Genomic DNA, 22,286 nt, shown 5'->3' with positions numbered 1-22,286 from the left:
GGTCGTCATCCCCGCCTTCGCGGGGATGGCGGGATGACCAAAAACCACCTACACCGCCACCCTCAATTCTTGGCTTTGCTCTTCACCGGCTTTGCCGCCAGTTTCATCGTCCGGGACCCAAGCCGCTGAAGCGTTTCCATGGCGTAATAGAGTTGGAAATCCTCAATCCCCTTTGCCTTCAACTGCTCGGCAGTCATGGCGAAGCGGGGATCGTCAGTGACGTCTTGTTCCAAATCCTTATTGTTGTCTTTCAATTCATTAACCAAATGACGGCGCAGGTCGGATTCGCGGATTGACACACGGCTTTTATAATCCGGGTCAGTCAACTGCGGCACGCGAATGTCAGGCTTGATACCGCCTTCCTGCACCGAACGGCCCGATGGCAGATGGTAACGCGCAACCGTCAGGCGCAAGCCCGTGTCGCGCGTCAGGGGAAGGACGTTCTGCACCGATCCCTTGCCAAAGCTGCGTTCCCCCATCACCAAGGCGCGGTGATGGTCTTGCAACGCACCCGCAACGATTTCGGAGGCCGAAGCCGACCCGGCATCGACCAACACAATGATCGGTGCGCCGCCGGTTACGTCACCGGGAACGGCGCGTTCCGCCCACCAGCGGTCCACATTGCGCGGGTCGCGGCCCCGTTCGGACACAATCTCACCCTTGGTCAAAAACGCATCGGACACGGCCACCGCCTCATCCAAGATACCGCCGGGGTTGGACCGCATGTCAATGATATAACCCAGCGGATTGCCGCCGAGCGTCTTCTTTATGCCAGCGACCGCTGCAACAACGTCATCTCCGGTCTTTTCGGAAAAGCCCGTGACGGAGATAACGCCAATGCGGTCTTTCACTTCCCATTGCACGGGTTTCAGGTCGATAATCGCGCGCGTCAGTGTGACGTCAAATGGCCCATCGCGGCCAGGACGGAAGATTGTGAGCTTGATCATTGTACCCGGCGCGCCGCGCATGGCCTCCACCGCTTCATCCAAGGTGCCACCCACAATCAACCTGCCGTCCAGATGGGTGATGAAATCGCCGGACTTAATGCCTGCCTTGTCGGCGGGCGTGTCCTTGGTCGGCGCAATCACTTTTACCGCTTCATCCTCAAGCGTTACGGAAAGCCCAAGGCCGCCATATTCGCCATCAATTTGCGTCCGCAGCGAATTGAAGTCGGAGCGATCCAGAAAGCCGCTATGCGGATCAAGGCTGGACAACATCCCCTGAATTGCGCCTTCCATCAATTTTTTGTCGTCGACCTTGTCGACATAGCTGGATTTGACCTTGCGATAGACAGCAAGGAATTCGTCGAGATCCTCAATCTGCTGCGCCTGATATTGTTGTTGCTGCATATTTTGCGCAACGAGCATCGTGCCGGGCACGGCGATTGCCACGACAATGGCAAGGGTGGAGGGCAGCAAACGGTGCTTCATAGACAATTTCCATTTCATCATGTCGTCTTCGTATATCCTGCCTTAACCTTGTGTGAAAGCAGCTTTACAACAGCTATGCCCCTTACCCCTCACGATGATAAGGGTGGTTGGCAATAATCGATGTTGCGCGAAACAATTGTTCGGCGAGCATCGCGCGCGCCATTAAATGCGGCCAGGTTGCCTTGCCAAAAGCGATGAGTCTGTCTGCGCTGGCACGCGCCGCATCATCAAAGCCGTCGGCTGCACCAATGAGAAAGCGCACTTCGCGCACGCCATCGTCGCGCCAGCGTTCCAACAATCCCGCCAGTTCAACCGAGCTTAGCTGCGCGCCCTTTTCATCCAAAATGATGGTTTTGTAGGGGGCATCGGACGCCGGAAGCTCCCCGCCGCGTCCCTTATCAGGAGTGTCAGGCAGTTCGCTATGCTTGGTGGGCCAGCTAATCCGTTTCAGATACCGGTCGACCAGTTCCGATTCGGGGGAACGGCCAATCTTGCCGCGCGCGATGATGTGCAGGCGCATCGCCATCGGCGCGGGCAATCGGTCTTATTGCGACGCGACTTCGGGCGCGTCGCCAAAGGCCCACATGCGTTCCAGATTATAGAAACTGCGGACTTCGGGGCGGAACAGATGCACAATGACATCTTCGGCATCAATCAGCACCCAGTCCGCCGATGGCAGACCTTCAATGCGGGCATGACGACCGGCCTTTTTGATACGCTCGGCAAGTTTCTGCGCCATCGACGCGACTTGGCGCGACGAACGGCCAGATGCGACGACCATATGGTCGGCAATGTTGCTTTTCCCTTCAAGCGGGATGGTGACCACCTCTTGCGCCTGATCATCGTCGAGCGATTGGAGAATCAGCGCGTGCAGCGCGTCGGGGGTCAATGTGGGTTCCTTGGACTTTGCGGTCGGCGCAGGAACGGAAGCAGTGTCGATCAAGATGGCTCCTTAAAGCACAATATTTCGGGTAACGCCGTCACGCGTTCCAAGTTCCTTATATCGGTGAAACCAATATGGGTCGGCACGCCGAAGAGCGGTGGCCGAACGCGGATCTGGACGAAAGCGCAAAAAGACAAGCGCTGGCGTACTCCATTTCGTCCAGTGATGACGCTGTTCCGGACGCCGGACAAACCGTCTGAACCAGGCCATTACGGGACCCGCAACGACGCGCTCCTTATAGCCGGGTCTGGCGATAACTGCAATCGGCATCAACCGCGCTATATCGCGCCACCGCCGCCAATGTTGAAATTGCATCAAATTGTCCGCCCCCATGATCCAGATGAACCGGGTTTTCGGATAACGTGCGACCAGTTTTGTAAGGGTTTCTGCGGTGTAGACGGTGCCAAGGTCGCGTTCGATGGCGGTGACCTTAATCGGGGTGCGGCGGGCTTGCGCCTTTGCCGATGCCATGCGCGCGGGCAATGGGGCCATGTCCGATTTTGGCTTTAACGGGTTGCCCGGGGACACCATCCAATAATATTCATCAAGGCCAAGCGAATCCATCGCGAACAGGCTGATCGCGCGATGCCCTTTATGCGCGGGATTGAACGATCCACCCATGAGGCCAACAGTTTTTAATGGCGGGACTCTTTTCAAGGGCGGGTCTGGCCCTGCCCGCGCACGATCCATTTATACGTTGTCAGCCCCTCCAGCGCGACCGGGCCACGGGCATGCAGGCGGCCCGTAGCGATGCCGATCTCTGCGCCCAAGCCAAATTCGCCGCCATCGGCAAATTGGGTGGAGGCGTTGTGCATGACAATCGCGCTGTCGACCTCTGCCAAGAAACGGGCAGCGGCGACGGCATTTTGCGTAATGATCGCGTCGGTATGGTGCGACCCATGGCGGGCAATATGGTCCATGGCTGCATCAAGGCCGGAAACGACGCAGGCCGAAATGACCGAGTCGAGATATTCGGTATCCCAATCCTGCGCATCGGCAGAGACGGTCCGTGCATCCAGCTCCATCAGCACATCGTCCGCCCGCACTTCGCAACCTGCGTCAATGAGCGCGGTAATCAACGCGGCAGGCGCGGGATAATCCTGATCAATCAGCACCGTCTCGGTCGCACCGCAAATGCCCGTCCGCCGCATTTTGGCGTTGACCACAATCGCTTGCGCCATGTCGGGATCGGCGTCCTTATGCACATAGCTATGGCAGATACCGTCGAGATGCGCGAGCACGGGTACGCGGGCTTCGTCCTGAACGCGCGCCACAAGCGATTTTCCGCCACGCGGGATGATCATGTCAATCGCCCCTTGTGCGCGCAGCATGTCACCGACCACCGCACGATCCTGCGTTGGAACAAGCTGAATAACATCTGCGGGCAAGCCAGCTTGCGTAATGCCCTGCACCATCGCTGCATGAATGGCGCGGTTGCTGTATACCGCCTCGCTACCGCCGCGCAGGATAACGGCATTACCCGACCGCAGCCCCAAAGCACCCGCATCGGCGGTCACATTGGGCCGACTTTCATAAATGATGCCCAACACGCCGACCGGCACGCGGACGCGCTCCATCAATAGGCCATTGGGACGAGCGCGGGTATCGATGATTTGCCCCACCGGGTCTGCCAGCGTTGCGACCACTTCGACCGCAGACGCCATCGACGCGACGCGGGCTTCATCCAGCTTCAGCCGGTCCAGCATCGCGGGCGAAATACCAGCCGCCACCGCAGCATCGACATCTTTGGCATTGGCCGCGAGGATATCCGCCATGCCATCACGCAATGCCTGCGCCGCGCGCGTTAACGCAGCCGTCTTCGCCGCATCATCGATGCCAGCCAAATGCCGCGCCGCAGTGCGCGCCTTGGCCGTGAGATCGGCTATCAAAATATTGCTGCCTGTCATTGCCTGATACTATTAGAGAAATGGTGCCAAAAGGGAAAGTGATCGTCCCCATTTCGCGTTCATCGCATATGGAACACATGCGAATCGACTATATATGTTTGAATTTAGGTATTTTTATGCCCTTATTGTGAATAATGAATATCGATTCGGACATAAAAGGAGGCGCGTTTGAGGGGGTTTTCCACAGTTCATCGCACGACTCAACCGACTCGTCACGGTTAGGCTTTCCGTGATTCGCCGAGGCCCATCACCTCTGCTAGGCGGCCTGGTACAAAATAACGGGGTGGGTCGTGTCGCTAAAAATCAGAATGTCCGGTTGGAAAAACCGGATAGCTGGATGGTTTATTGACCGCGAATTTTTCATGCGGGCCAATGGCCAAATCCGGTTTTTAAAAATATCGGCGCAATTGCAACGCCGTGCCGCGGCTACCCTGGCATCCGTTATCGGTGTTTGGTTGTTGGTCACTTTTGGCATGGCCATCAATCAAATCACCGTCACCGCGCAGCGCCTTGCGTTGATCGAGCAAGAGGCAAAGGTTGAATCCGCCGAAGAACGCGTGGCCAGCTATCGTGGATCTATCGACGAAGTGACGCAGGATTTGGAACGCCGACAGGAAATGCTGGAAAGCCTGGGCGACCAATATTTCGGTGATTTGCCGGAGGCTGAAGCGCAAGCACCCTCCGCCTCCGCCGACTCGCGCGAGGAAGAAAAGGCCTTGAAGACGATTAGCGCGATGGTGCCCGAAGCCGCTGGCCTTGCCCGTATCGAGGTGCGCCAAATTCGCTTCGCCGAAAAAATGACGAAAGTGGCGCAAGCGCGAACATTACAGGCAGAAGCCGCAATCCGCCAATTCGGGCTGAACCCCGAAGTCTTGGCCCGCCAAGCGCGCAACGCGCAAGGTGGCCTGTTCGAACCCTTTTTCGGCAAAGGGAAAAAGAACGCGCGCGACCCGCGTTTCTTGAATCTCGCCGCCGCGCTTGGCCGCATGGACGCGATGGAGCGCGCTCTGGCCGCAATCCCCACCGCCATGCCTGCTGCATCGATGATGATGTCGAGCGGCTTTGGCTATCGCGCCGACCCATTCACCGGCGCTGCCGCAATGCATGCCGGTCTCGATTTTAAAGGCCCCGTTGGAACCCCCATCCTTGCCGCAGCCGAAGGCAAGGTCGTGTGGGCCGGTTATAATGGCGGTTATGGCAACAGCGTCGAAATTAGACATGCCAATGGCTTGGTCACGCGCTATGCGCATTTATCGGGCATACATGTCAGACTGGGTCAGATGGTTGAACGCGGCGTTCAAATCGGACGGATGGGCAGCACGGGTCGGTCGACCGGCAGCCATCTGCATTTCGAGGTGCGCCTAAACGGTAAGGCGATTAACCCGCGTAAGTTTTTGGAGGCAAATCCAGATGTTCTCAAGGTCCAAACCGTCGCCGAATACCGTGCCGACTCTGCCGCAAAGGAATAACATAAGCGTGCGCAGCAATTCAGGTCACACATTCTCGATCATTGCATCCGACGTCGAAATCGTCGGCAATTTATCGGCGCGAGTCGACCTTCATATCGACGGCAAGGTGCAGGGCGACGTGACCTGCGGCAATTTGGTGCAGGGCGAAGGTAGCTTTATCGCGGGCAAAGTCACCGCCGAATCGGCCAAGCTTTCGGGCCATGTCGAAGGTTTGATTGAAGCCAATGACCTCGTCATCGAATCGTCCGCGCGTATCAAAGGCGACGTTGTCTACAGCAACCTGACCATCGCACCCGGCGGGCAAATTGAAGGCAAGTTCAGCCATAAGTCCACGGCAAAGCCAAGCATTTCAGCCGCATCGGTGCATGTCGGCGCCGGTGGCGATCCCTTTATCCTAACAACCGATTCGAAGGTCGCGTAAACGGGCGATTGCCCTGAGGTTCAAGGCGGGAGCGGAGGCACTAGAGGTCTCTCGTCTGCGCACGACGCGAACGGCTTTTATCTTTGTGCACATCTCTGCGTCCTCTGCGTGCAAAATGGACTCACGCAGAGGCGCAGAGGACGCAGAGAGAGGGCAGGTAAACATTCCCCACCCTCGTCATCCTGAACCACCCACAACGTCACCCTGAACTTGTTTCAGGGTGACGTAGGGGATGAGGGGGGACGTTGTGAGTGGTTCAGGGGGATGGAGTGAGTCCTTCACGGTGACGGTGTTGGGGCGAACACCATAATTTCCAACACGCGCAACATTATTTCCTACAAATTCAGCGCGCGTGTGCACGCACAGAAAAAAGGGACGACCGACGCGGAAGCGCTGGTGCTGCTTCCGGCTGATGGCGTTAGTTGATTAAGGCTCGTTTGTTCCATCAGTCTTATTCTAGGAGCCGCCTTATCTTGGCTGGGCTGCTTTCCTTGGGATGAAGGTTCCTAAAGCCCCCAAGGCCGTCCATGACGAACGGGACGGATCGCGCCGCCACACCCAGCCGCTTGTGCGCTGTTCAGAGCTTGATGCAACAGGCCCTTTTAAAGGCTGAAGCAAGCACCCTATCGCGCCGGCCGTGCCAGCGAGTTCCCCCGCCAGCGTTCCCATCATCCCGACCCACGTTCTAGACCGCGGCCTGGCTGACGCGAATCAGATAACCCATATGGTTATTTGTAGGAAAGTGTTTTTTGTGGGAACTATATAGATAGCTAGCCAAGCTTGATTTTCTCGCAAAATGTGGCATGAGAACATTATGCCAACGCCCGATCTCTTGACCACAGCGCAAAATGCACCATCTATGACTATCGAGGCGTGTTCAAAGATGGTTGAAGTAACAGCTAAGTCCTGTGCACCAGCGCAATCTGTTCCAACCCCCAACTGGGATGCTATGGCCACTTCTTTTGGCTCACTTTCAGCAGCCTTTGCGTGGGGATCGATTGTTCTAGCTATTGTCGCCTTAATTGGAGCGGTGGCTTGGGGTTATTTGGTTAAGGGCTGGGCTGAAAAGGAAGCAAGGGCCGAAGCAAAGACTTGTGCTGAAGATTTGATCGCTAAATGGCTCTCGACTGAAGCTCCAAAAATTGTCAGGCAGCACGTTGAGTTTTTACAAAATACCGCAGTTGGACATGGTGATGATGATAAGGCGGCAGATGAAATGGGAGCGGCGGCAGGATGACTAGTATAGACCCCATTAAAGTTATTCAGGACTTCTGGAATGAAACCCCTGTGCGTATTTATGACATGATCCAAGAATTTGGACTGGAGTTTGAATTTCAGGATATGCCTGATAATGTATCTGGCTGGATTGAGCGCTTGCCAAACGACTCATATAAGATCGCTGTCAATTCCGGCCACCCATCAACTAGGCAACGGTTTACCGCAGCGCATGAATTAGGCCATTATATATATCACCGTGACCTTTTGGGAGACGGTGTTGGAGATAATCGCGCATATCGGACCGATGGAACTGATAGGCCGAACGCTAACATTCGCCCGATGCACGAAAGACAGGCAAATAGCTTTGCAGCTAACGTGCTTATGCCACGCCATGTTATCGCGGCGATACAGGGACCGCGCGACGTGTCTGTGTTGGCAAGGCTTTTTGAAGTATCGCAAGAGGCCATGCGGATACGTTTGGGCGCATAGTCTGCTATTCTTCATCATAGGGTAGTTCGAAATTACCACCATATTTAGGCATGGATTTGTTGAGAAGTTTTTCAAATTCCTTTTTGCTTGATGAAGCATCCATCAGAACCATGACTTTTTTAAGATGATCCTTTAATTCAGGCAGACCGTAATCATCGGTTAGATGTTGATGGTGCTTGCCTTGCCGATTACCTGAAGGACTTCGGGGGTTCAATTCGGACAGCTTGTCTTTGATGCCCGGTGCTAAACGAGAATAAACAATGTCATTAACCCAATGGCCAACAAAAGATGGGCGTTTAATCGCGAGATAACTGTCATAACCCTTAATTTTTACCAGCTTTTGCCAAAATTCGTCGGGAAAAGTTTTTGACCATTTCCTCCTTTCTTCATTCAGGAATTTATCAAGAATGCGCTGTAGAGCGTCACTTTCACGCTGATATTGATAGCCAGTGGCCTCATCGACAAGAGCAACAATGCCTGTCTTGGCCAATGATCGTATTATTGCTTCAGCTTGCTCAGCGTAAGCGGCCTGATGTTGTGTCAGCCTGTCCGCCTTGTTAGCCTGAATTACAGCGTCACATATGTCAACGAACACAGTTGCATCAAACCCGTTGGTATCTGGTGCTGATCCGCCACTACCAACTCGGATAAATGGGATTGGCGATTTTACTTTTTCCATCGTTTCTTCATCAATGAAGTCAGATAGCTTAGATTCAATAAAATTGCCCAAAGCCAACCCGGACGCAGACTTTGAAAAACCTAGGGAATTTTGCATTCCGCGCCCAGAAAGAACCCGGGTTCCATCGTCTAAAACATGACATGGAATGACAACGGAGCCAAGAGTAAGCTCTCCAGTATGAGTAGCATACACTTCTCTCGGTTTCTTACTATTAGGAGCTTTCCCCAACAATGAGCGAGCAACGTCATCAAAAGGAGCGTCGATTGGCTCAATCATCTTTTTATCTTCAGGCATTGATCAATTCCTTGTAGGTGAGGCGCTTTCCAACCATGCGGCCCACAGTAGCTTCAATAAAGCCCATTGTGCCAGCTTGCTTTGTGTTGTGACGGAAAGCAAATTCATTGACGTAGCGGTGCAAATGCTTGCCGCTCATGCTGTGGAAAATGCCGTAGTGGCCGCGCTTCAAAAGCGCCCAGAAGCTTTCAATGCCGTTTGTGTGGGCTTGATCGCGGACATACTCGCCAACAGAGTGATTGACGGTCTTGTGCGTGTAGGCATCGCTAAGGCCAGCATAAGAACGAAATGCATCGGTAACGACTGTTGCGCCTTCACGCGCATTGGCACGAACGAAACGCTGCAAATAGGCTTTGCTAAGGTTGCTAATGGGTTCGGCACGAACGCGGCCATTGTTTTCGATGATGCCTACAACGGCAGTTTTTGTGTCAACGCCGTGGCGAGTGCGCTTGCTGGCGTGTTTGTTGCGCTCTTTGCCGCCGATGAATGTTTCATCAACGTGAACGTCTGGCCCCATGTCATCCTCTGAAATGACCATCCAAGTTTCGCGGATACGCTGTGCAAGAAACCAAGCCGACTTTTGCGTGATACCGAGTTCACGCGCCATCTGGGTTGAAGGGATGCCCTTACGCGCTGTTGTCATCATATAGATCGCCATAAGCCACTTATGGAGCGGCAAGCGGCTCTCTGCCAACACAGTGCCAGTGCGGACACTAAAATGCTGGCGGCAATCGCGGCAGCGGTATGGCATAGGCTTCATGTTCTTGACGGGAGCGACCGAAAGACTGCCGCAATGAGGGCAAGAGACTTCACCAACCCAACGGTTGTTCTCGAAATACTGCCGCGCTGCTTCCTCATTTGGGAAGCGCTGGAAGAATTGATAGAGCGAAACGGTTTCTGGCTTGTCAGTCATAAAACCTAGCTAGCCAAATATTATCGGCTAGTCAAGCGACTTTATGGCTAGTTAAATATATAGTTCCCGTTTTTTGTGCGACGGAGGAATGGTGTTGTTGCGAGTGACAAGCGCATAGCATGCGCGACCCCTCCAACCCCCGTCACCCTGAACTTGTTTCACCTTCGGTGACTGTCGTTCCAGGGTCCATTTATCCATTCTAGCTCTTGGCTTACTGCACGATAGACCCTGAAACGAGTTCAGGGTGACGTGGGGGATTAGGGCAACGGGGGGATGAGGATGACGGCCCGCACCTGTTCGCACCGCATAAAAAGGCCCGGACCATCGCAGGGCCGGGCCATGAGTTGGATGTTCGCGGGAGGAACATCGGGAGGTGGCGGGGCGCAAAAGGGAGAGGAGAGATCGCCCCGCCGCCAAGTCGTAAAACTCAATAATTGTAAGCACGCTCGCCATGTTCGGTAAGGTCAAGGCCTTCACGCTCGGCGTCTTCGGTTGGACGAAGGCCGGTGGTGAATTTCAGCGCGTAGAACAAAACGGCCGAAACAACGCCCGTCCACAATACCGTCGTACCCACGGCCCAAAGCTGCGAGACGAACTGATCAGCCATAACATATTCGCCCGGAATGGCAGGGAAAACGGTGTAATCAATCCATCCCTGGCCACCAAGCGCAGGGTCGGCGACAATTGCGGTGCCCAGTGCGCCGACGATGCCGCCAACGCCGTGGACGCCAAAGACGTCAAGCGTGTCGTCATATTTAAGCTTGTTCTTCACATAAGCAACGAAGACATAGCACAGGCCCGATGCCGCAAAGCCAAGCAGGATCGAGGTCATCGGCGCGGCAAATCCGCTGGCGGGTGTAATGGCGACAAGGCCAGCAACCGCGCCAGTGACGGCACCAAGCAAGGAAGGCTTGCCATGGTGGAATTGTTCAATCAGGCACCATGCAACCGCAGCAGCAGCCGTCGCAACAAAGGTGTTGATGAACGCCAGCGCCGCAAGGCCATTGGCTTCCAAATTGGAGCCAGCGTTAAAGCCGAACCAGCCCACCCACAAAAGCGACGCGCCGATCATCGTCATGGTCATCGAATGTGGCGGGGTGGCTTCCTTGCCATGGCCAACGCGCTTGCCGATGATAAGACAGCCGACAAGGCCTGCGATGCCCGCATTGATGTGCACAACGGTGCCGCCCGCAAAATCAAGCGCTGCCTTGCCCCACAAGAAGCCGACATCATTTGGTGCATCGACTAGGAAATCTGGTCCTGCCCAATACCAAACCATATGCGCGATAGGGAAATAAGCGAAGGTCAGCCACAATACCGTAAAGATCATCAACGGCGTAAACTTGATCCGCTCTGCAAATGCGCCGACGATCAGTGCCGGCGTGATGCAGGCAAAGGTCATCTGAAACACCACAAAAGCATATTCGGGGATATAGACATTGTTGCTGAAGGTCGCAGCATAAGTCGTTGTCGAAACGCCGGCCAAGAACATCTTGGAAAAGCCGCCGATGAAGGCGTTGCCGCTGGTGAAGGCCAGGCTGTAGCCATAAGTGACCCAGACCAAAGCTGCGACCGATACGATCATGAACACCTGCATCAACAGGCTCAGCATATTCTTTGTGCGGACAAGCCCGCCATAGAATAATGCCAATGCCGGGATCGACATCAGCAATACCAAGGCCGAGCTAATCAGCATCCAGCCTGTATCACCCTTGTCGACCATGCCGGCCATTTGTTCGACCGTTGGGGCCTTGATCGGGCCGTCGGCAACAGCAATAGTGGCCGCAACTTCGGCTGCAGCAGCGCCAGCCGCCGCTGCGCCGTCGGCTGCTTTCTCCACAGCCTCCTGCGCGAAGGCGGGCAAGGCGGCGAACACTATCGCCCCCGCAGCGCCTAGCGCGGTCAGCGCCTTGCGCACCGGATCCAGCTTGTGCGGTTTAATCACGGCAATAATATATTTCATGCAGACCCCCCGATGGTTGTGCAGTGCGATGGTTGTGCAGTGCAATGCAATAGTTGTGCAGTGCAATATGCACACGCCGTGCCAGAAAGCGCAAAGCACGCAAAAGGGCCAGTATTCGGGTATTTGGCGCATGACGCCGTGCGACATTAAGGCAGTATTTGCCTATTATTTAATCAGTCATCTGTGGATGCCTAATATTTAGGCATCTAGCCAATCTGCATATTTGCCCATAAGGGCAGATGATCCGACGCCTGTTTCGACAAAGGCGAAATATGGCAATCGGCAGCGCGCACCTTCACCTCATGGCTGACGATGATGCGGTCAAGCCGGGCAACGGGGCGTGCGGTATGGAAGCTTTTGGGCGTTTGCACCAACCGGTGATGGTGAAAGGCAAGCTCGCTCAGCGCGCCTTTGTCCGACCATTGATTGAAATCTCCCATCATCACCGTGGGCATATGAAGCGGGCTGGCATCAATCGCGGCGAGCAAGGCGCGGATTTGCTTGCGCCGCCACAGGCCCGACAGATCGAGATGCACGCCAATCACGCGCAAGCTATGCCCGTTCACCGACAGCTCCGCCATCACCGCCCCGCGCGGTTCCAGTGTTGGCATGTCGATCGGCTGGGCATGGCGCACCTCAATGCCCTTGCGCACCAAAATCGCATTGCCGTGCCAACCAATCGCCGCCGGATGCGCGTTTAACGGTACCGGCACATAAGGCGTCTCTGCCGCCAACATCGCCAAAGGAATCGCGCTGACCCGCGCGCCAAAGCGGCGGTCCACCTCTTGCAACGTCACAATATCGGCACCAATTTCATTCAGCACCGACAGGATGCGCGCCGGATCGCGGCGTTGATCAAGCCCCACCGCCTTGCGGATATTATAGGTCGCAACCTTGATCGCGAGGCTCATATCAGGATCATGCGGTTAGTTCGGTCATAGCGCAATTCTGGCCGAAATATGCGCCGATCAACCCGCCGTCCCGCCCACGGTCAGCGCGCTCACTAAAGTGGTGGGTTGCCCGACGCCCGCAGGAACACTTTGCCCCGCCTTGCCGCAAACGCCAACGCCTTCATCGAGCGCCATGTCATTGCCAAGGCCAATGATCTTGTTCAACGCGGTTGGACCATCGCCGATCAGCGTCGCACCCTTGATCGGGTCGCCAAGCTTGCCGTTCTTGACCAAATAGGCCTCGGTGCAGCTAAACACGAATTTGCCTGACACAATGTCAACTTGGCCGCCGCCAAAGCTTTTGGCGAAAATGCCGTTTTTGACGCGGCTTAAAAGTTCGGCAGGGTCGTCATTGCCGCTGCGCATGAAGGTGTTGGTCATGCGCGGCATCGGTGCATAAGCAAAGCTTTCGCGGCGGCCATTGCCGGTGGGCTCCACACCCATCAGGCGCGCATTCATGCGGTCCTGCATATAAGCGCGCAAGATACCGTCTTCGATCAAGACATTTTCCTGAGTCGGCGTGCCTTCATCATCAATCGAGAGCGACCCGCGCCGGTTCTGCATCGTGCCATCATCGACCACGGTAACGCCGGGCGCGGCAACGCGCTGCCCGATTTTGCCGGAAAAGGCGCTGCTGCCCTTGCGGTTGAAATCGCCTTCCAAGCCATGGCCAACTGCCTCATGCAACAACACGCCGGGCCAGCCGGGGCCAAGCAACACGGTCATTTCGCCAGCGGGCGCAGCGACCGAACGCAGGTTGGTCAGCGCCTGCGCCAGTGCGACGTCAATCGCATGTTCCCATTCCTGTTCTGCAAATAATTTGTCGTAGAGATAGCGCCCGCCAAAACCATAGCTTCCAGTTTCGCGGCGTTCGCCATCTTGCGCGACGATAGCGACATTGAGCCGGACCAAGGGCCGGACGTCGGTGGCGACAAAGCCATCGGCGCGGACGATTTCAACCACGCTCCAACTACCCGACAGGCTGACGCTGACTTGGGCAACGCGCGGATCACGGGCGCGGGCGGCGGCGTCGATTTGCTGACACAAAGCGACCTTTTGCGCGAAGGGCACCAGCTCCAACGGGTTGCCATCGGTGTATAAATGCCGGTTGTTCTGGCGCGGTGGCGGCGCGGGTTGATCCTTGGCAGGATCAAGCAGCTTCAGCGTCTCCCCCGCCCGGCGAATCGCGGCCTCGCTCATGTCATTGGCGTGGCTAAACCCAGTCATCTCGCCCGAAACACCGCGCAGGCCAAAGCCCGATCCCGTCGAATAATCCGCCATTTTCAAGCGGCCATCGTCGAAACCGAAGCTCTCGGTCGCGCTATATTGGAGATATAGTTCCCCGTCATCGCACGCCTTCAGCGCATCCCGCGTGATGCGTACTGCAGCGTCAGGGTCAAGAAGGCCGGGTTGATAGAGATAGGAGCGCGGATCAGTGTAAGTCATGTTGCGTATATGGGGCGGTGCGGCGGCGGTTGAAAGGATAATTTGTATATTCCTCCCGCAGCGACTTGCGATGGGGAGGTGGCAGTCGAAGCGTTTAGCTTCGAATGACGGAGGGGACTCGGCAGTCGACGCCCCTCCACCCTTCGCTGCGCGAACGGTCCCCCTCCCCATCGCAAGTCGATGGGGAGGATTTTACGTCGCCCGCGCTGTCAAACGCAAAGTTGGTTTTCTCAAACGCATTACCGCCCTAAAGCCTCCACATGACCACGCGATTCCAGTTTTCCATTTCCGCCACCGATGGCAAGGCCCGCACCGGCAGCATTCACATGCTGCGCGGCGAAATTCGTACGCCCGCCTTCATGCCCGTGGGCACTGCTGCGACCGTCAAGGCTATGCGCCCTGCCGAAGTGCGGGCGACGGGTGCGGACATCATATTGGGCAATACCTATCATCTGATGCTGCGTCCCGGCGCGGAGCGGGTGGCGCGGTTGGGCGGCTTGCATCAATTTTCGGGCTGGGACCGGCCAATCCTGACCGATAGTGGCGGCTATCAGGTGATGAGCCTATCGGCTTTACGTAAAATCACCGAAGAAGGTGTGTCGTTCCAAAGCCATTTGGACGGGTCGAAACATATGCTGTCGCCCGAACGCTCGATGGAAATCCAGCGTCTATTGGGTTCCGACATTGTCATGGCGTTTGACGAATGCCCTGCCAATGGCGTGTCGCGGGACGCGGCAATCAAATCTATGGAGCTGTCGATGCGCTGGGCAAAGCGTTCACGCGACGGATTTGACAGCGGCGGCGACCATGCGGCGCGCGCGGCTTTGTTCGGTATCCAGCAAGGGTCATTGGACGAAGAATTGCGCAAGCGATCCGCCGATGCGTTGATCGACATTGGCTTTGACGGCTATGCCGTGGGTGGCCTTGCGGTGGGTGAAGGGCAAGAGGCGATGTTCGGTTGCCTCGATTATGCGCCTGACCAATTACCCGCCGGCCGGCCGCGCTATTTAATGGGCGTTGGCAAACCCGATGACCTTGTCGGCGCGGTGGAGCGCGGGATTGATATGTTCGATTGCGTTCTGCCCACCCGGTCAGGCCGCAACGGCCAAGCCTTTACCCATCATGGCCCGATCAACATCCGCAATGCCAAATTTGCCGAAGACCAAGGGCCGATTGATGACCGCTGCACGTGCCCCGTATGCGCGACATGGACGCGGGCTTATGTCCATCATTTGATCCGTTCTGGCGAAATATTGGGCGCGATGCTGATGACGCAGCACAATTTGCATTATTACCAGATGCTGATGGCCGGCATGCGCGCGGCGATAAAGCAAGGGCGCTTTGCAGGCTTTGCGCAAGATTTCCGGCGGGATTATCTGGGCCGGTGAGCGGGTTTTTTCTTCCATATCATCATTCCCGCGCAGGTGGGGGCAGCGGACAGCCAAAAACCATTCTGTGGCTTCGTCTCTCACACCATCGTCATTCCCGCGTAGGCGGGAATCCAACTCCTAGCCTTTCAATTCTAAAGCTCCGTCCGCAGAAACCGCCAACTCGGGAGTGGGATTCCCGCCTGCGCGGGAATGACGAAGAGTGTTTAGTGGAGGTTAGGTTGTGAGCAACGTCGAAGAAGCCATCGCCCGAGCGCAGGCGTATAGCCCGTTCCTGACTGGCCTGATCGACCGCAATGCCGACCTGATGCCGCTGATCCGCGCAGGCGATTTTGACGATGCGCTTGCCGCTGCCCTTGCCCGCAGTGCAGATTCCGTCGGCACCGCATTACGTAAACAGCGCCAAGGGGTTGCTTTGGTGACCGCCATTGCGGACCTATCCGATGTCTGGGACCTGACGCGCGTCACGCACATCCTCTCCGACTTTGCCGACCATGCGCTGGATCAAGCTATCGCCGCCGCCATCGAAGAACGCGTGCCCGGTGCGCCTAATCAGGGCTTTGCCGTCATCGCGCTGGGCAAACATGGCGGGCGGGAGTTGAATTATTCGTCCGACATTGACCCGATATTCCTGTTCGATCCCAAAACCCTACCCCACCGCGAACGTGATGATGTGGCGGAGGCGGCGGTGCGTTATGGTAGGCGCGTCATTGAGCTTTTGTCCGCGCTCGACGGGGACGGCTATGTCTTTCGCGTCGACATGCGGTTGCGTCCGTCGCCAGAGGTCAGCCCCATCGTCCTGCCAGTCGAGGCGGCTATCGGCTATTATGAATCGAGCGCACTGGCGTGGGAGCAAGCCGCATTCATCCGGTCGCGGGTAAGTTCAGGCGACCGCGCGCTGGGCAAATATTTCCTGAATGCCATTGTACCGTTCATCTGGCGCAAGTCGCTCGATTTCGGGCAGTTGAAGAATATCAGTGCGATGACCGCGCAAATCCGTGACCATTATGCCAAGGGGCAGAAAATGGGCCTTGGGTTTGATCTGAAGCGTGGCCATGGCGGCATAAGAGAATGTGAATTTTTTGCCCAAGCGCATCAACTTATCCACGGCGGCCGCGACCCGGCATTGCGCGTGCCAGACACGCGTGCAGCATTACAGGCGCTGGCGGCGGCTGGACCGATCAGCGCGCAAGAGGCGGAGACCTTGTCCTCGGCTTATACGCAGTTGCGGATATTCGAACATCGCTTGCAAATGCACAGTGACCGGCAAACGCATGAGATACCCGCCAACCGCGACACTGCCGATGCTGTCGCGCGATTGCATGGCTTAACCGATGCCGACGCGTTGATTGCGGCGATTGCGCCGATCACCGCTGTGGTCGCGGCCGTCTATGACCGCATGGTCGATGCAGGGGGCAGCGAAGGGCCGCGATTGGCGGACGAAGGTCTGCCGCTGAAGGAGCAGCTCACCGATCTTGGCTATGCCGACCCCGTTGCTGTGATGCAGCGCTTGGCCCGCTGGCGTAGCGGCAAAATTCGCGCGATCCGCAGCCCATCGGCGCGCGATGCATTTGAGGCCGTGTTGCCCGCGATCATGGCGGCGCTGGCGCAAGCACCCGATTCGGATCGTGCCATCGCCCGTTTCGACAATATGATTGAGGCGATGCCCAGCGCGATTAACGTCTTCCGCTTGCTGGAGGCGCGTCCCGGCCTGTTGCAACTGGTCGCCGATATTTTAAGCTACGCGCCGACTTTGGCCGACGATCTGGGCCGCCAAAGCCGCTATCTTGATGCGTTGATCGATACCAGCGCCATGCATTTGCCCGGCGACGTGTCGGCATTGCAGGACGCGATGCAGCGCCGGATTGGCAACGCCGATTATCAATCCACCCTCGACATTGTGCGCGATTATGTTGGCGAAAAACGCTTTGCTTTAGGCGTGCAGTTGATTGAGGGGCGCAGCGACGCGCTCGCCATCTCGCAGGCTTATGCGCATTTGGCGGAGGCGTCACTGGAGACGCTGACGACGGCAACATTGGCCGAATTTGAAAAGGCGCATGGCAAGATTCCAGGCGGCGAGCTGATCATTTTGGCTTTGGGCAGGCTTGGCGGTGAGGCGTTGACGCATGCGTCGGACTTGGACATCATCCTGCTATTCTCTGGCGACCACCTGGCGGAGTCCGATGGCCCCCGCAGCCTTGGCGCAACGCAATATTTTAACCGACTGGCGCAGCGGGTAATTGCGGCAATGTCCGTGGCAACGGCCTCGGGCGCATTATATGAGATTGACACACGGCTTCGGCCATCGGGTGCGGACGGGCTATTGTGCGCGTCTGTCAAAAGCTTCGACCAATATCAGCGGCAGAATGCATGGACTTGGGAACATATGGCGCTCACGCGGGCGCGGGTGCTTTTTGGATCAGCAGGCGCGCGCGGCCAAGTCGCCGAAATCATCCGCGATGTTTTGCATACAAAGCGCGACATCCCAAAGCTGCGCCACGATATTGCGACGATGCGCAAGGACATGGCCGCGCATAAGCCGCCAAAGGGCGCGTTGGATGTAAAGCTGCTGCCCGGCGGATTGGTGGATATGGAGTTCATCATTCACGCGCTTCAGTTGGAAACGCATGACGGCATGCGGCCGCAGCTTGGCCCGGCGATTGACGCGTTGGTGGCGGCGGGGCACCTGCAAGCTGATTTTGCCCAGGCCTTTGCCTTGATGGCGCGGTTGTTGGTGATGGTGCGCCTGATCGCGCCCGATTGCGCAGCCCCGCCCGAGGCGGCACAATATCTGATTGCACACAGCTTAGGCTTTGATGATTGGGATGGTTTAACGCACGCGCTTAGGGATTATCGCGGGGTTGTCATGAACCAATGGCACAGCTTATTGGGCCCACGCGATTTTTGAAAAGGAACGAGAATATGACCGATATCCAGGACACCCTGCCCGACGTGACCGTTGTCGATAGCGCAGGTAATGCGGTCAATCTGGCGGCGCTTTCCGGCCCGTTTGTGCTGTATTTTTACCCCAAAGCCGACACGCCCGGTTGCACCAATGAGGCGAAGGATTTTACCGAATTGGCAGCCGAATTTGCGGCGCTGAATTGCCCGGTTTACGGCATGTCAAAGGACAAGCCCGCCAAGCTCGCAAAATTTGCCGCAAAATATGCGCTTACCGTCAATTTGCTATCCGACGAAGCGAGCGATGCCACCGAGCAAATGGGCGCATGGGTCGAAAAATCAATGTACGGCAAACTCTATATGGGCATTGACCGGTCGACCTATCTAATCGGCAAGGACGGCAAAGTGGCCCAGGTCTGGCGCAAGGTGAAGGTCAAGGCGCATGCAGCCGAGGTTTTGGCAGCAGCGAAGGCTTTATAGGGTCGTGACCCTATAAAGGCCCCTGCGTCATGCGCTGCACGCGCGTCGAATCCTTTTCATCACCTGCGGCTTTCCACCGGAACAAATCGGTGCCGACTGCGTTAAGAACATCGGTAAACCGTCATTTTGCCGCTCGCTATAGCCTCGATTCAACGACTCAACGCGTTTGAGCGGCGGCTTGTCCCGCGATTATTACACAGTTGTTGCATTCGTTTGAGCCATCGGACACCACGCTTTTCATAAGGGGTGGGCAGATCATCTGCCTTGGTCAATCTTCGGTACTGCGCCAGAAACGGTGCGGGTCGCAACAACAAGGTAATGACACACATGTTATCCAGCGCTTTGGCTTCGTGCCAATCACTGATCCTTAAAGCTGCCTCCGCGATTGGCGTTTTGGTCGCGGTATCAGCCGCCACACCTGCTATCGCAAATTCAGCCGCCGCTTCATCTGACACTTTTCGCATTTCACCCGAAGATTTGAAGGCCAACCAAACCGCTCTTGGCGTTTCCGACCCTGAATTCCGCGCCTTGAACGATAGCTGGGGCCGCATCAACGGTGCCGTTCATAAGGTCGAAGTTGCCGTTCCTTCCATCAACCCTGTCGAGATCATGAAATTCTCCAGCGGTTTTGGATATCGCAATGCCCCCACACGTGGCGCCAGCCGTAACCACAAGGGATTGGACATTCCCGGTCCAGTGGGCACACCCATTTTCGCAACTGCAGACGGCACGATTGGCCGCGCCGAATGGGTTGGCGGCTATGGCAAATTTGTAGAAATCAACCACGGCAACGCGGTGCAGACACGTTATGGCCATTTGTCGGCGATGAACGTGACCCCCGGCCAACGCATCCGCAAGGGCGACATTTTGGGCTATATGGGCTCAACTGGCCGCTCCACCGGAAGCCATCTGCATTATGAAGTGCGCATCGCCGGTGAAGCGATCAACCCGATTGCTTTCTTGGCCCCGCAGAAATCAGACCCAAGCGGCGCAAAATTCTTGCTTGCCTCGAAAACTGCTGATAGCAAAGCCATTGGCGGTCCTGCTGAAGGCGAGTAAGCGGACAGGCTAGCGCATCACCTTTGGGAGAGGGTGTAATCTTGGGGGCTGGCATCGGAAACTTTGCCGCCCCTTTTCTTTACTAATACTTTCCTTTGGGCCGAGCATGGCCTACATAAAAGCCATGACCGAAACCGAAGTCATCTTCATGACCCCCAACGCCGCGCGCCGCGTTGCCGAAATCGCGACCAAATTGGGCAAAGACCCTGTGCTGCGTCTGTCGGTGGAAGGCGGCGGTTGTTCGGGCTTTCAATATCGCTTCGGCTTAGCCGACTCGATTGAGGCCGACGATATTCAGGCGCAGGGCGACGGCGCGGCGCTGGTCATTGACCCCATGAGCCTTGATCTCGTGCGCGGCTCTGCGGTGGACTTCGTAGAATCGCTTGGCGGCAAAAGCTTCAAGGTAACAAACCCCCAAGCCCAAGCCGGTTGCGGCTGTGGATCCAGCTTTTCGGTTTGAGCGAGTCTTCATTTCTTCGTATCTTCGTGCGAACCTTCAAAGTTGTTGGGTTCGCACAAAGACATAAAGAACCAGTTAGAAACGTCCGCAGTCCGAAAAACAGGTTCGTAATCCCGATTTTCCGGCTAAAGCCCGATCATGCGTATCGCGACTTACAATATTAACGGCGTCAAGGCGCGCCTGCCCCGTCTGCTGGAATGGCTGGAGGAAACGCAGCCTGATGTCGCATGCTTGCAAGAGGTGAAGTCGCAGGATGAGGGCTTCCCCGTCGCGGACTTTGAACGCGCTGGCTATGGCGCGATCTGGCATGGGCAAAAGTCATTCAATGGCGTCGCCATCCTCGCCAAGGGCGCGCAGCCGATTGAGGCGCAGCGCACTTTACCCGGCGATCCGTTGGACGAACATGCGCGTTATTTGGAGGCCGATGTTTTCGGCATCCGCGTCGCGAGCATTTATTTGCCCAATGGCAACCCGCAACCGGGGCCCAAATTCGACTATAAGCTGGCGTGGATGCAGCGGCTATATGCCCGTGCGGCAGAGCTGCTGACGGCGGAAATTCCTGCGATATTAGCAGGCGACTATAATGTCATTCCGCATGCCCATGATATCTGGGCCCCGACGGCGATGTTGGATGACGCGCTGCGTCAACCCGAAAGCATCGCTGCCTATCGCGCATTGCTTGGCCAAGGCTGGACCGACGCGCTCGCCACGCATTATCCGCAAGGCGGGGTATGGACCTTTTGGGATTTTCAAGCCGGCGCTTGGCAACGCGACCATGGCTTTCGCATCGACCATTTGTTGTTAAGTCCGGCCGTCGCCGACCGCCTCAATAGTTGCGGCGTCGACAAGGCGCATCGCGGGCGGGAAAAGGCCAGCGACCATGCGCCGACCTGGGTAGAGCTGACGGACTAAATCAATCATTGTAGCACTCGCTACATTTTGGTATGATGATGCTCCCGTTTCAGGAGCCGAACCATGACCTTTTTCCGCATATTTCTCGTCACAATCATTGCCGTTGTCGGCGTCTACACCGCCATTGTGATCGCGAACCATGGCATGGGGCTGTATCCGATATTTTTCGGTGACATGGGGGATATGACATGGCGCGGGCAGTTTAATCTCGACTTTTTGTGCTTCCTTATAATGTCTGGCGTCTGGGTCGCGTGGCGACACGCATTTTCAGCGACCGGGCTTGTTCTGGGATTTGCGGCGTTCAACCTTGGTGCGCCTTTCTTGGCTGCGTACCTGCTGGTCGAGAGCTACCGAAATAACGGTGACAGCGCCGCCATATTGTTGGGCAAAGCAAGGGCGGCAAACCGGCGTTAAAGCGCCTTGGCGTTGACGTCATCAAGGCCAATGCTTTTGAGGAACAGCATGCCTTCCATGCTGACTAGCAATCTGGCGGCATCGATATCGCGCTGCGCGTCATTGTCGGACTTGAGTTGTGCCTTGCCCCATAACAGAAAGCCCCGGCCAATCTGTTCGCCGACGCCACGATAATGTTCGTCACCCATCGCCGCGCGCGCCGCAACCTGAAGCCAGATGCGCATATAAGGCCATAACGCATCCTCAAACAAAAGCTCTGCCAACAGGCGGCGTAGATCCTCCAAGGGCAGTGGCTCAGGCGCGGTCCGGTCGGAAATCAGCCCCACCAACCGCGCCGAAATCTGTTCCAACACCGCCGTGATGATGGCGCGCTTATCGGTGAAATAATATAGCAGCATCCGGTCACTCGTCCCCGCCGCCTTGGCCAATGGACGCAAGCTCGCCGCCGAAAGCCCCTCCGCCAGAACATAATCGGTCAATCGCTGGATAATCTCCGCGCGGCGGGTGTCGTTCTTGCTCACGCGCCCAGCATAGCGCGTCAAAGACAGCG

At 56.5% G+C, this 22,286-nt stretch carries 22 protein-coding genes; 11 read left to right on the top strand and 11 right to left on the bottom strand.

The annotated features are described in order from the left end of the window. Positions 1–62: 62 nt before the first annotated feature. The 5 genes from HEQ18_RS11280 to HEQ18_RS11260 form a co-directional block, all read right to left on the bottom strand. Complete coding sequence (locus HEQ18_RS11280) at positions 63–1,430, bottom strand: S41 family peptidase (RefSeq protein WP_432814790.1); 1,368 nt, start codon at positions 1,428–1,430, stop codon at positions 63–65. A gap of 82 nt (positions 1,431–1,512) precedes the next feature. Then, complete coding sequence (locus tag HEQ18_RS11275) at positions 1,513–1,950, bottom strand: 23S rRNA (pseudouridine(1915)-N(3))-methyltransferase RlmH (RefSeq protein WP_432816000.1); 438 nt, start codon at positions 1,948–1,950, stop codon at positions 1,513–1,515. Between the two features lie 24 nt (positions 1,951–1,974). After that, positions 1,975–2,319 carry a ribosome silencing factor gene (rsfS, locus tag HEQ18_RS11270; protein WP_295491618.1) on the bottom strand — a complete coding sequence of 115 codons (345 nt, stop codon included), beginning with the start codon at positions 2,317–2,319 and terminating at the stop codon, positions 1,975–1,977. 63 nt (positions 2,320–2,382) lie between these two features. Next, positions 2,383–3,063, bottom strand: coding sequence for a nicotinate-nucleotide adenylyltransferase (locus HEQ18_RS11265; protein WP_397605543.1), 681 nt, complete (start codon positions 3,061–3,063; stop codon positions 2,383–2,385). Continuing rightward, entirely contained in the window at positions 3,027–4,280 is a 1,254-nt protein-coding gene (locus HEQ18_RS11260; RefSeq protein ID WP_432814789.1) for a glutamate-5-semialdehyde dehydrogenase, read from the bottom strand. Before HEQ18_RS11260 ends, HEQ18_RS11265 begins: the two co-directional genes overlap by 37 nt. A 308-nt stretch (positions 4,281–4,588) precedes the next feature. Between HEQ18_RS11260 and HEQ18_RS11255 the strand changes: the two genes are divergently transcribed. From HEQ18_RS11255 to HEQ18_RS11240, 4 genes are all read left to right on the top strand, one after another. Next, positions 4,589–5,749, top strand: coding sequence for a M23 family metallopeptidase (locus tag HEQ18_RS11255; RefSeq protein ID WP_432814788.1), 1,161 nt, complete (start codon positions 4,589–4,591; stop codon positions 5,747–5,749). Between the two features lie 7 nt (positions 5,750–5,756). Then, positions 5,757–6,170 (top strand): polymer-forming cytoskeletal protein, encoded by a 414-nt coding sequence (locus tag HEQ18_RS11250; RefSeq protein ID WP_397605546.1) that lies wholly within the window; start codon positions 5,757–5,759, stop codon positions 6,168–6,170. An 814-nt stretch (positions 6,171–6,984) separates the two neighbouring features. Beyond that, positions 6,985–7,407 carry a hypothetical protein gene (locus HEQ18_RS11245; protein WP_432814787.1) on the top strand — a complete coding sequence of 141 codons (423 nt, stop codon included), beginning with the start codon at positions 6,985–6,987 and terminating at the stop codon, positions 7,405–7,407. Next, complete coding sequence (locus HEQ18_RS11240) at positions 7,404–7,877, top strand: ImmA/IrrE family metallo-endopeptidase (RefSeq protein ID WP_432814786.1); 474 nt, start codon at positions 7,404–7,406, stop codon at positions 7,875–7,877. Before HEQ18_RS11245 ends, HEQ18_RS11240 begins: the two co-directional genes overlap by 4 nt. Positions 7,878–7,881: 4 nt before the next feature. Here the strand turns inward: HEQ18_RS11240 and HEQ18_RS11235 are convergent, their stop codons facing one another. The 5 genes from HEQ18_RS11235 to tldD form a co-directional block, all read right to left on the bottom strand. Beyond that, positions 7,882–8,850, bottom strand: coding sequence for a P63C domain-containing protein (locus tag HEQ18_RS11235; protein ID WP_432814785.1), 969 nt, complete (start codon positions 8,848–8,850; stop codon positions 7,882–7,884). Beyond that, positions 8,843–9,763 carry an IS1595 family transposase gene (locus HEQ18_RS11230; RefSeq protein WP_432814784.1) on the bottom strand — a complete coding sequence of 307 codons (921 nt, stop codon included), beginning with the start codon at positions 9,761–9,763 and terminating at the stop codon, positions 8,843–8,845. The genes HEQ18_RS11235 and HEQ18_RS11230 overlap by 8 nt, the downstream gene beginning before the upstream one ends. A 427-nt stretch (positions 9,764–10,190) precedes the next feature. Next, positions 10,191–11,726 carry an ammonium transporter gene (gene amt / locus HEQ18_RS11225; RefSeq protein WP_432814783.1) on the bottom strand — a complete coding sequence of 512 codons (1,536 nt, stop codon included), beginning with the start codon at positions 11,724–11,726 and terminating at the stop codon, positions 10,191–10,193. A 206-nt stretch (positions 11,727–11,932) separates the two neighbouring features. Beyond that, positions 11,933–12,637, bottom strand: a complete 705-nt coding sequence (locus HEQ18_RS11220; RefSeq protein WP_432814782.1) for an endonuclease/exonuclease/phosphatase family protein — start codon at positions 12,635–12,637, stop codon at positions 11,933–11,935. A 57-nt stretch (positions 12,638–12,694) separates the two neighbouring features. Then, complete coding sequence (gene tldD / locus HEQ18_RS11215) at positions 12,695–14,122, bottom strand: metalloprotease TldD (protein ID WP_432814781.1); 1,428 nt, start codon at positions 14,120–14,122, stop codon at positions 12,695–12,697. Between the two features lie 260 nt (positions 14,123–14,382). Between tldD and tgt the strand changes: the two genes are divergently transcribed. From tgt to HEQ18_RS11180, 7 genes are all read left to right on the top strand, one after another. Continuing rightward, on the top strand, positions 14,383–15,510 hold the full coding sequence (tgt, locus tag HEQ18_RS11210) for a tRNA guanosine(34) transglycosylase Tgt (RefSeq protein ID WP_432814780.1): 1,128 nt from the start codon (positions 14,383–14,385) through the stop codon (positions 15,508–15,510). A gap of 223 nt (positions 15,511–15,733) precedes the next feature. Next, positions 15,734–18,418 carry a bifunctional [glutamate--ammonia ligase]-adenylyl-L-tyrosine phosphorylase/[glutamate--ammonia-ligase] adenylyltransferase gene (glnE, locus tag HEQ18_RS11205; protein ID WP_432814779.1) on the top strand — a complete coding sequence of 895 codons (2,685 nt, stop codon included), beginning with the start codon at positions 15,734–15,736 and terminating at the stop codon, positions 18,416–18,418. Between the two features lie 14 nt (positions 18,419–18,432). Next, on the top strand, positions 18,433–18,891 hold the full coding sequence (locus HEQ18_RS11200; RefSeq protein ID WP_432814778.1) for a peroxiredoxin: 459 nt from the start codon (positions 18,433–18,435) through the stop codon (positions 18,889–18,891). Between the two features lie 318 nt (positions 18,892–19,209). Further along, positions 19,210–19,950 carry a M23 family metallopeptidase gene (locus HEQ18_RS11195; RefSeq protein ID WP_432814777.1) on the top strand — a complete coding sequence of 247 codons (741 nt, stop codon included), beginning with the start codon at positions 19,210–19,212 and terminating at the stop codon, positions 19,948–19,950. A 106-nt stretch (positions 19,951–20,056) separates the two neighbouring features. After that, positions 20,057–20,410: a HesB/IscA family protein gene (locus HEQ18_RS11190; RefSeq protein ID WP_432814776.1), complete on the top strand. Its 354-nt coding sequence runs from the start codon at positions 20,057–20,059 to the stop codon at positions 20,408–20,410. 138 nt (positions 20,411–20,548) lie between these two features. Beyond that, a complete protein-coding gene (gene xth, locus HEQ18_RS11185; RefSeq protein WP_432814775.1) occupies positions 20,549–21,322 on the top strand; it encodes an exodeoxyribonuclease III in 774 nt (257 codons plus the stop codon). Between the two features lie 63 nt (positions 21,323–21,385). Further along, positions 21,386–21,736 carry a hypothetical protein gene (locus HEQ18_RS11180; protein ID WP_432814774.1) on the top strand — a complete coding sequence of 117 codons (351 nt, stop codon included), beginning with the start codon at positions 21,386–21,388 and terminating at the stop codon, positions 21,734–21,736. Here HEQ18_RS11180 and HEQ18_RS11175 read toward each other — a convergent pair. After that, positions 21,733–22,257, bottom strand: a complete 525-nt coding sequence (locus HEQ18_RS11175) for a TetR/AcrR family transcriptional regulator (protein ID WP_397605558.1) — start codon at positions 22,255–22,257, stop codon at positions 21,733–21,735. The two genes, HEQ18_RS11180 and HEQ18_RS11175, sit on opposite strands and share 4 nt — an antisense overlap. Positions 22,258–22,286 lie beyond the last annotated feature (29 nt).

This window comes from Sphingorhabdus sp., from assembly GCF_050921905.1.
Lineage (GTDB): Bacteria > Pseudomonadota > Alphaproteobacteria > Sphingomonadales > Sphingomonadaceae > Sphingorhabdus_B.
This window is presented reverse-complemented; position numbering and strand designations above follow the sequence as displayed.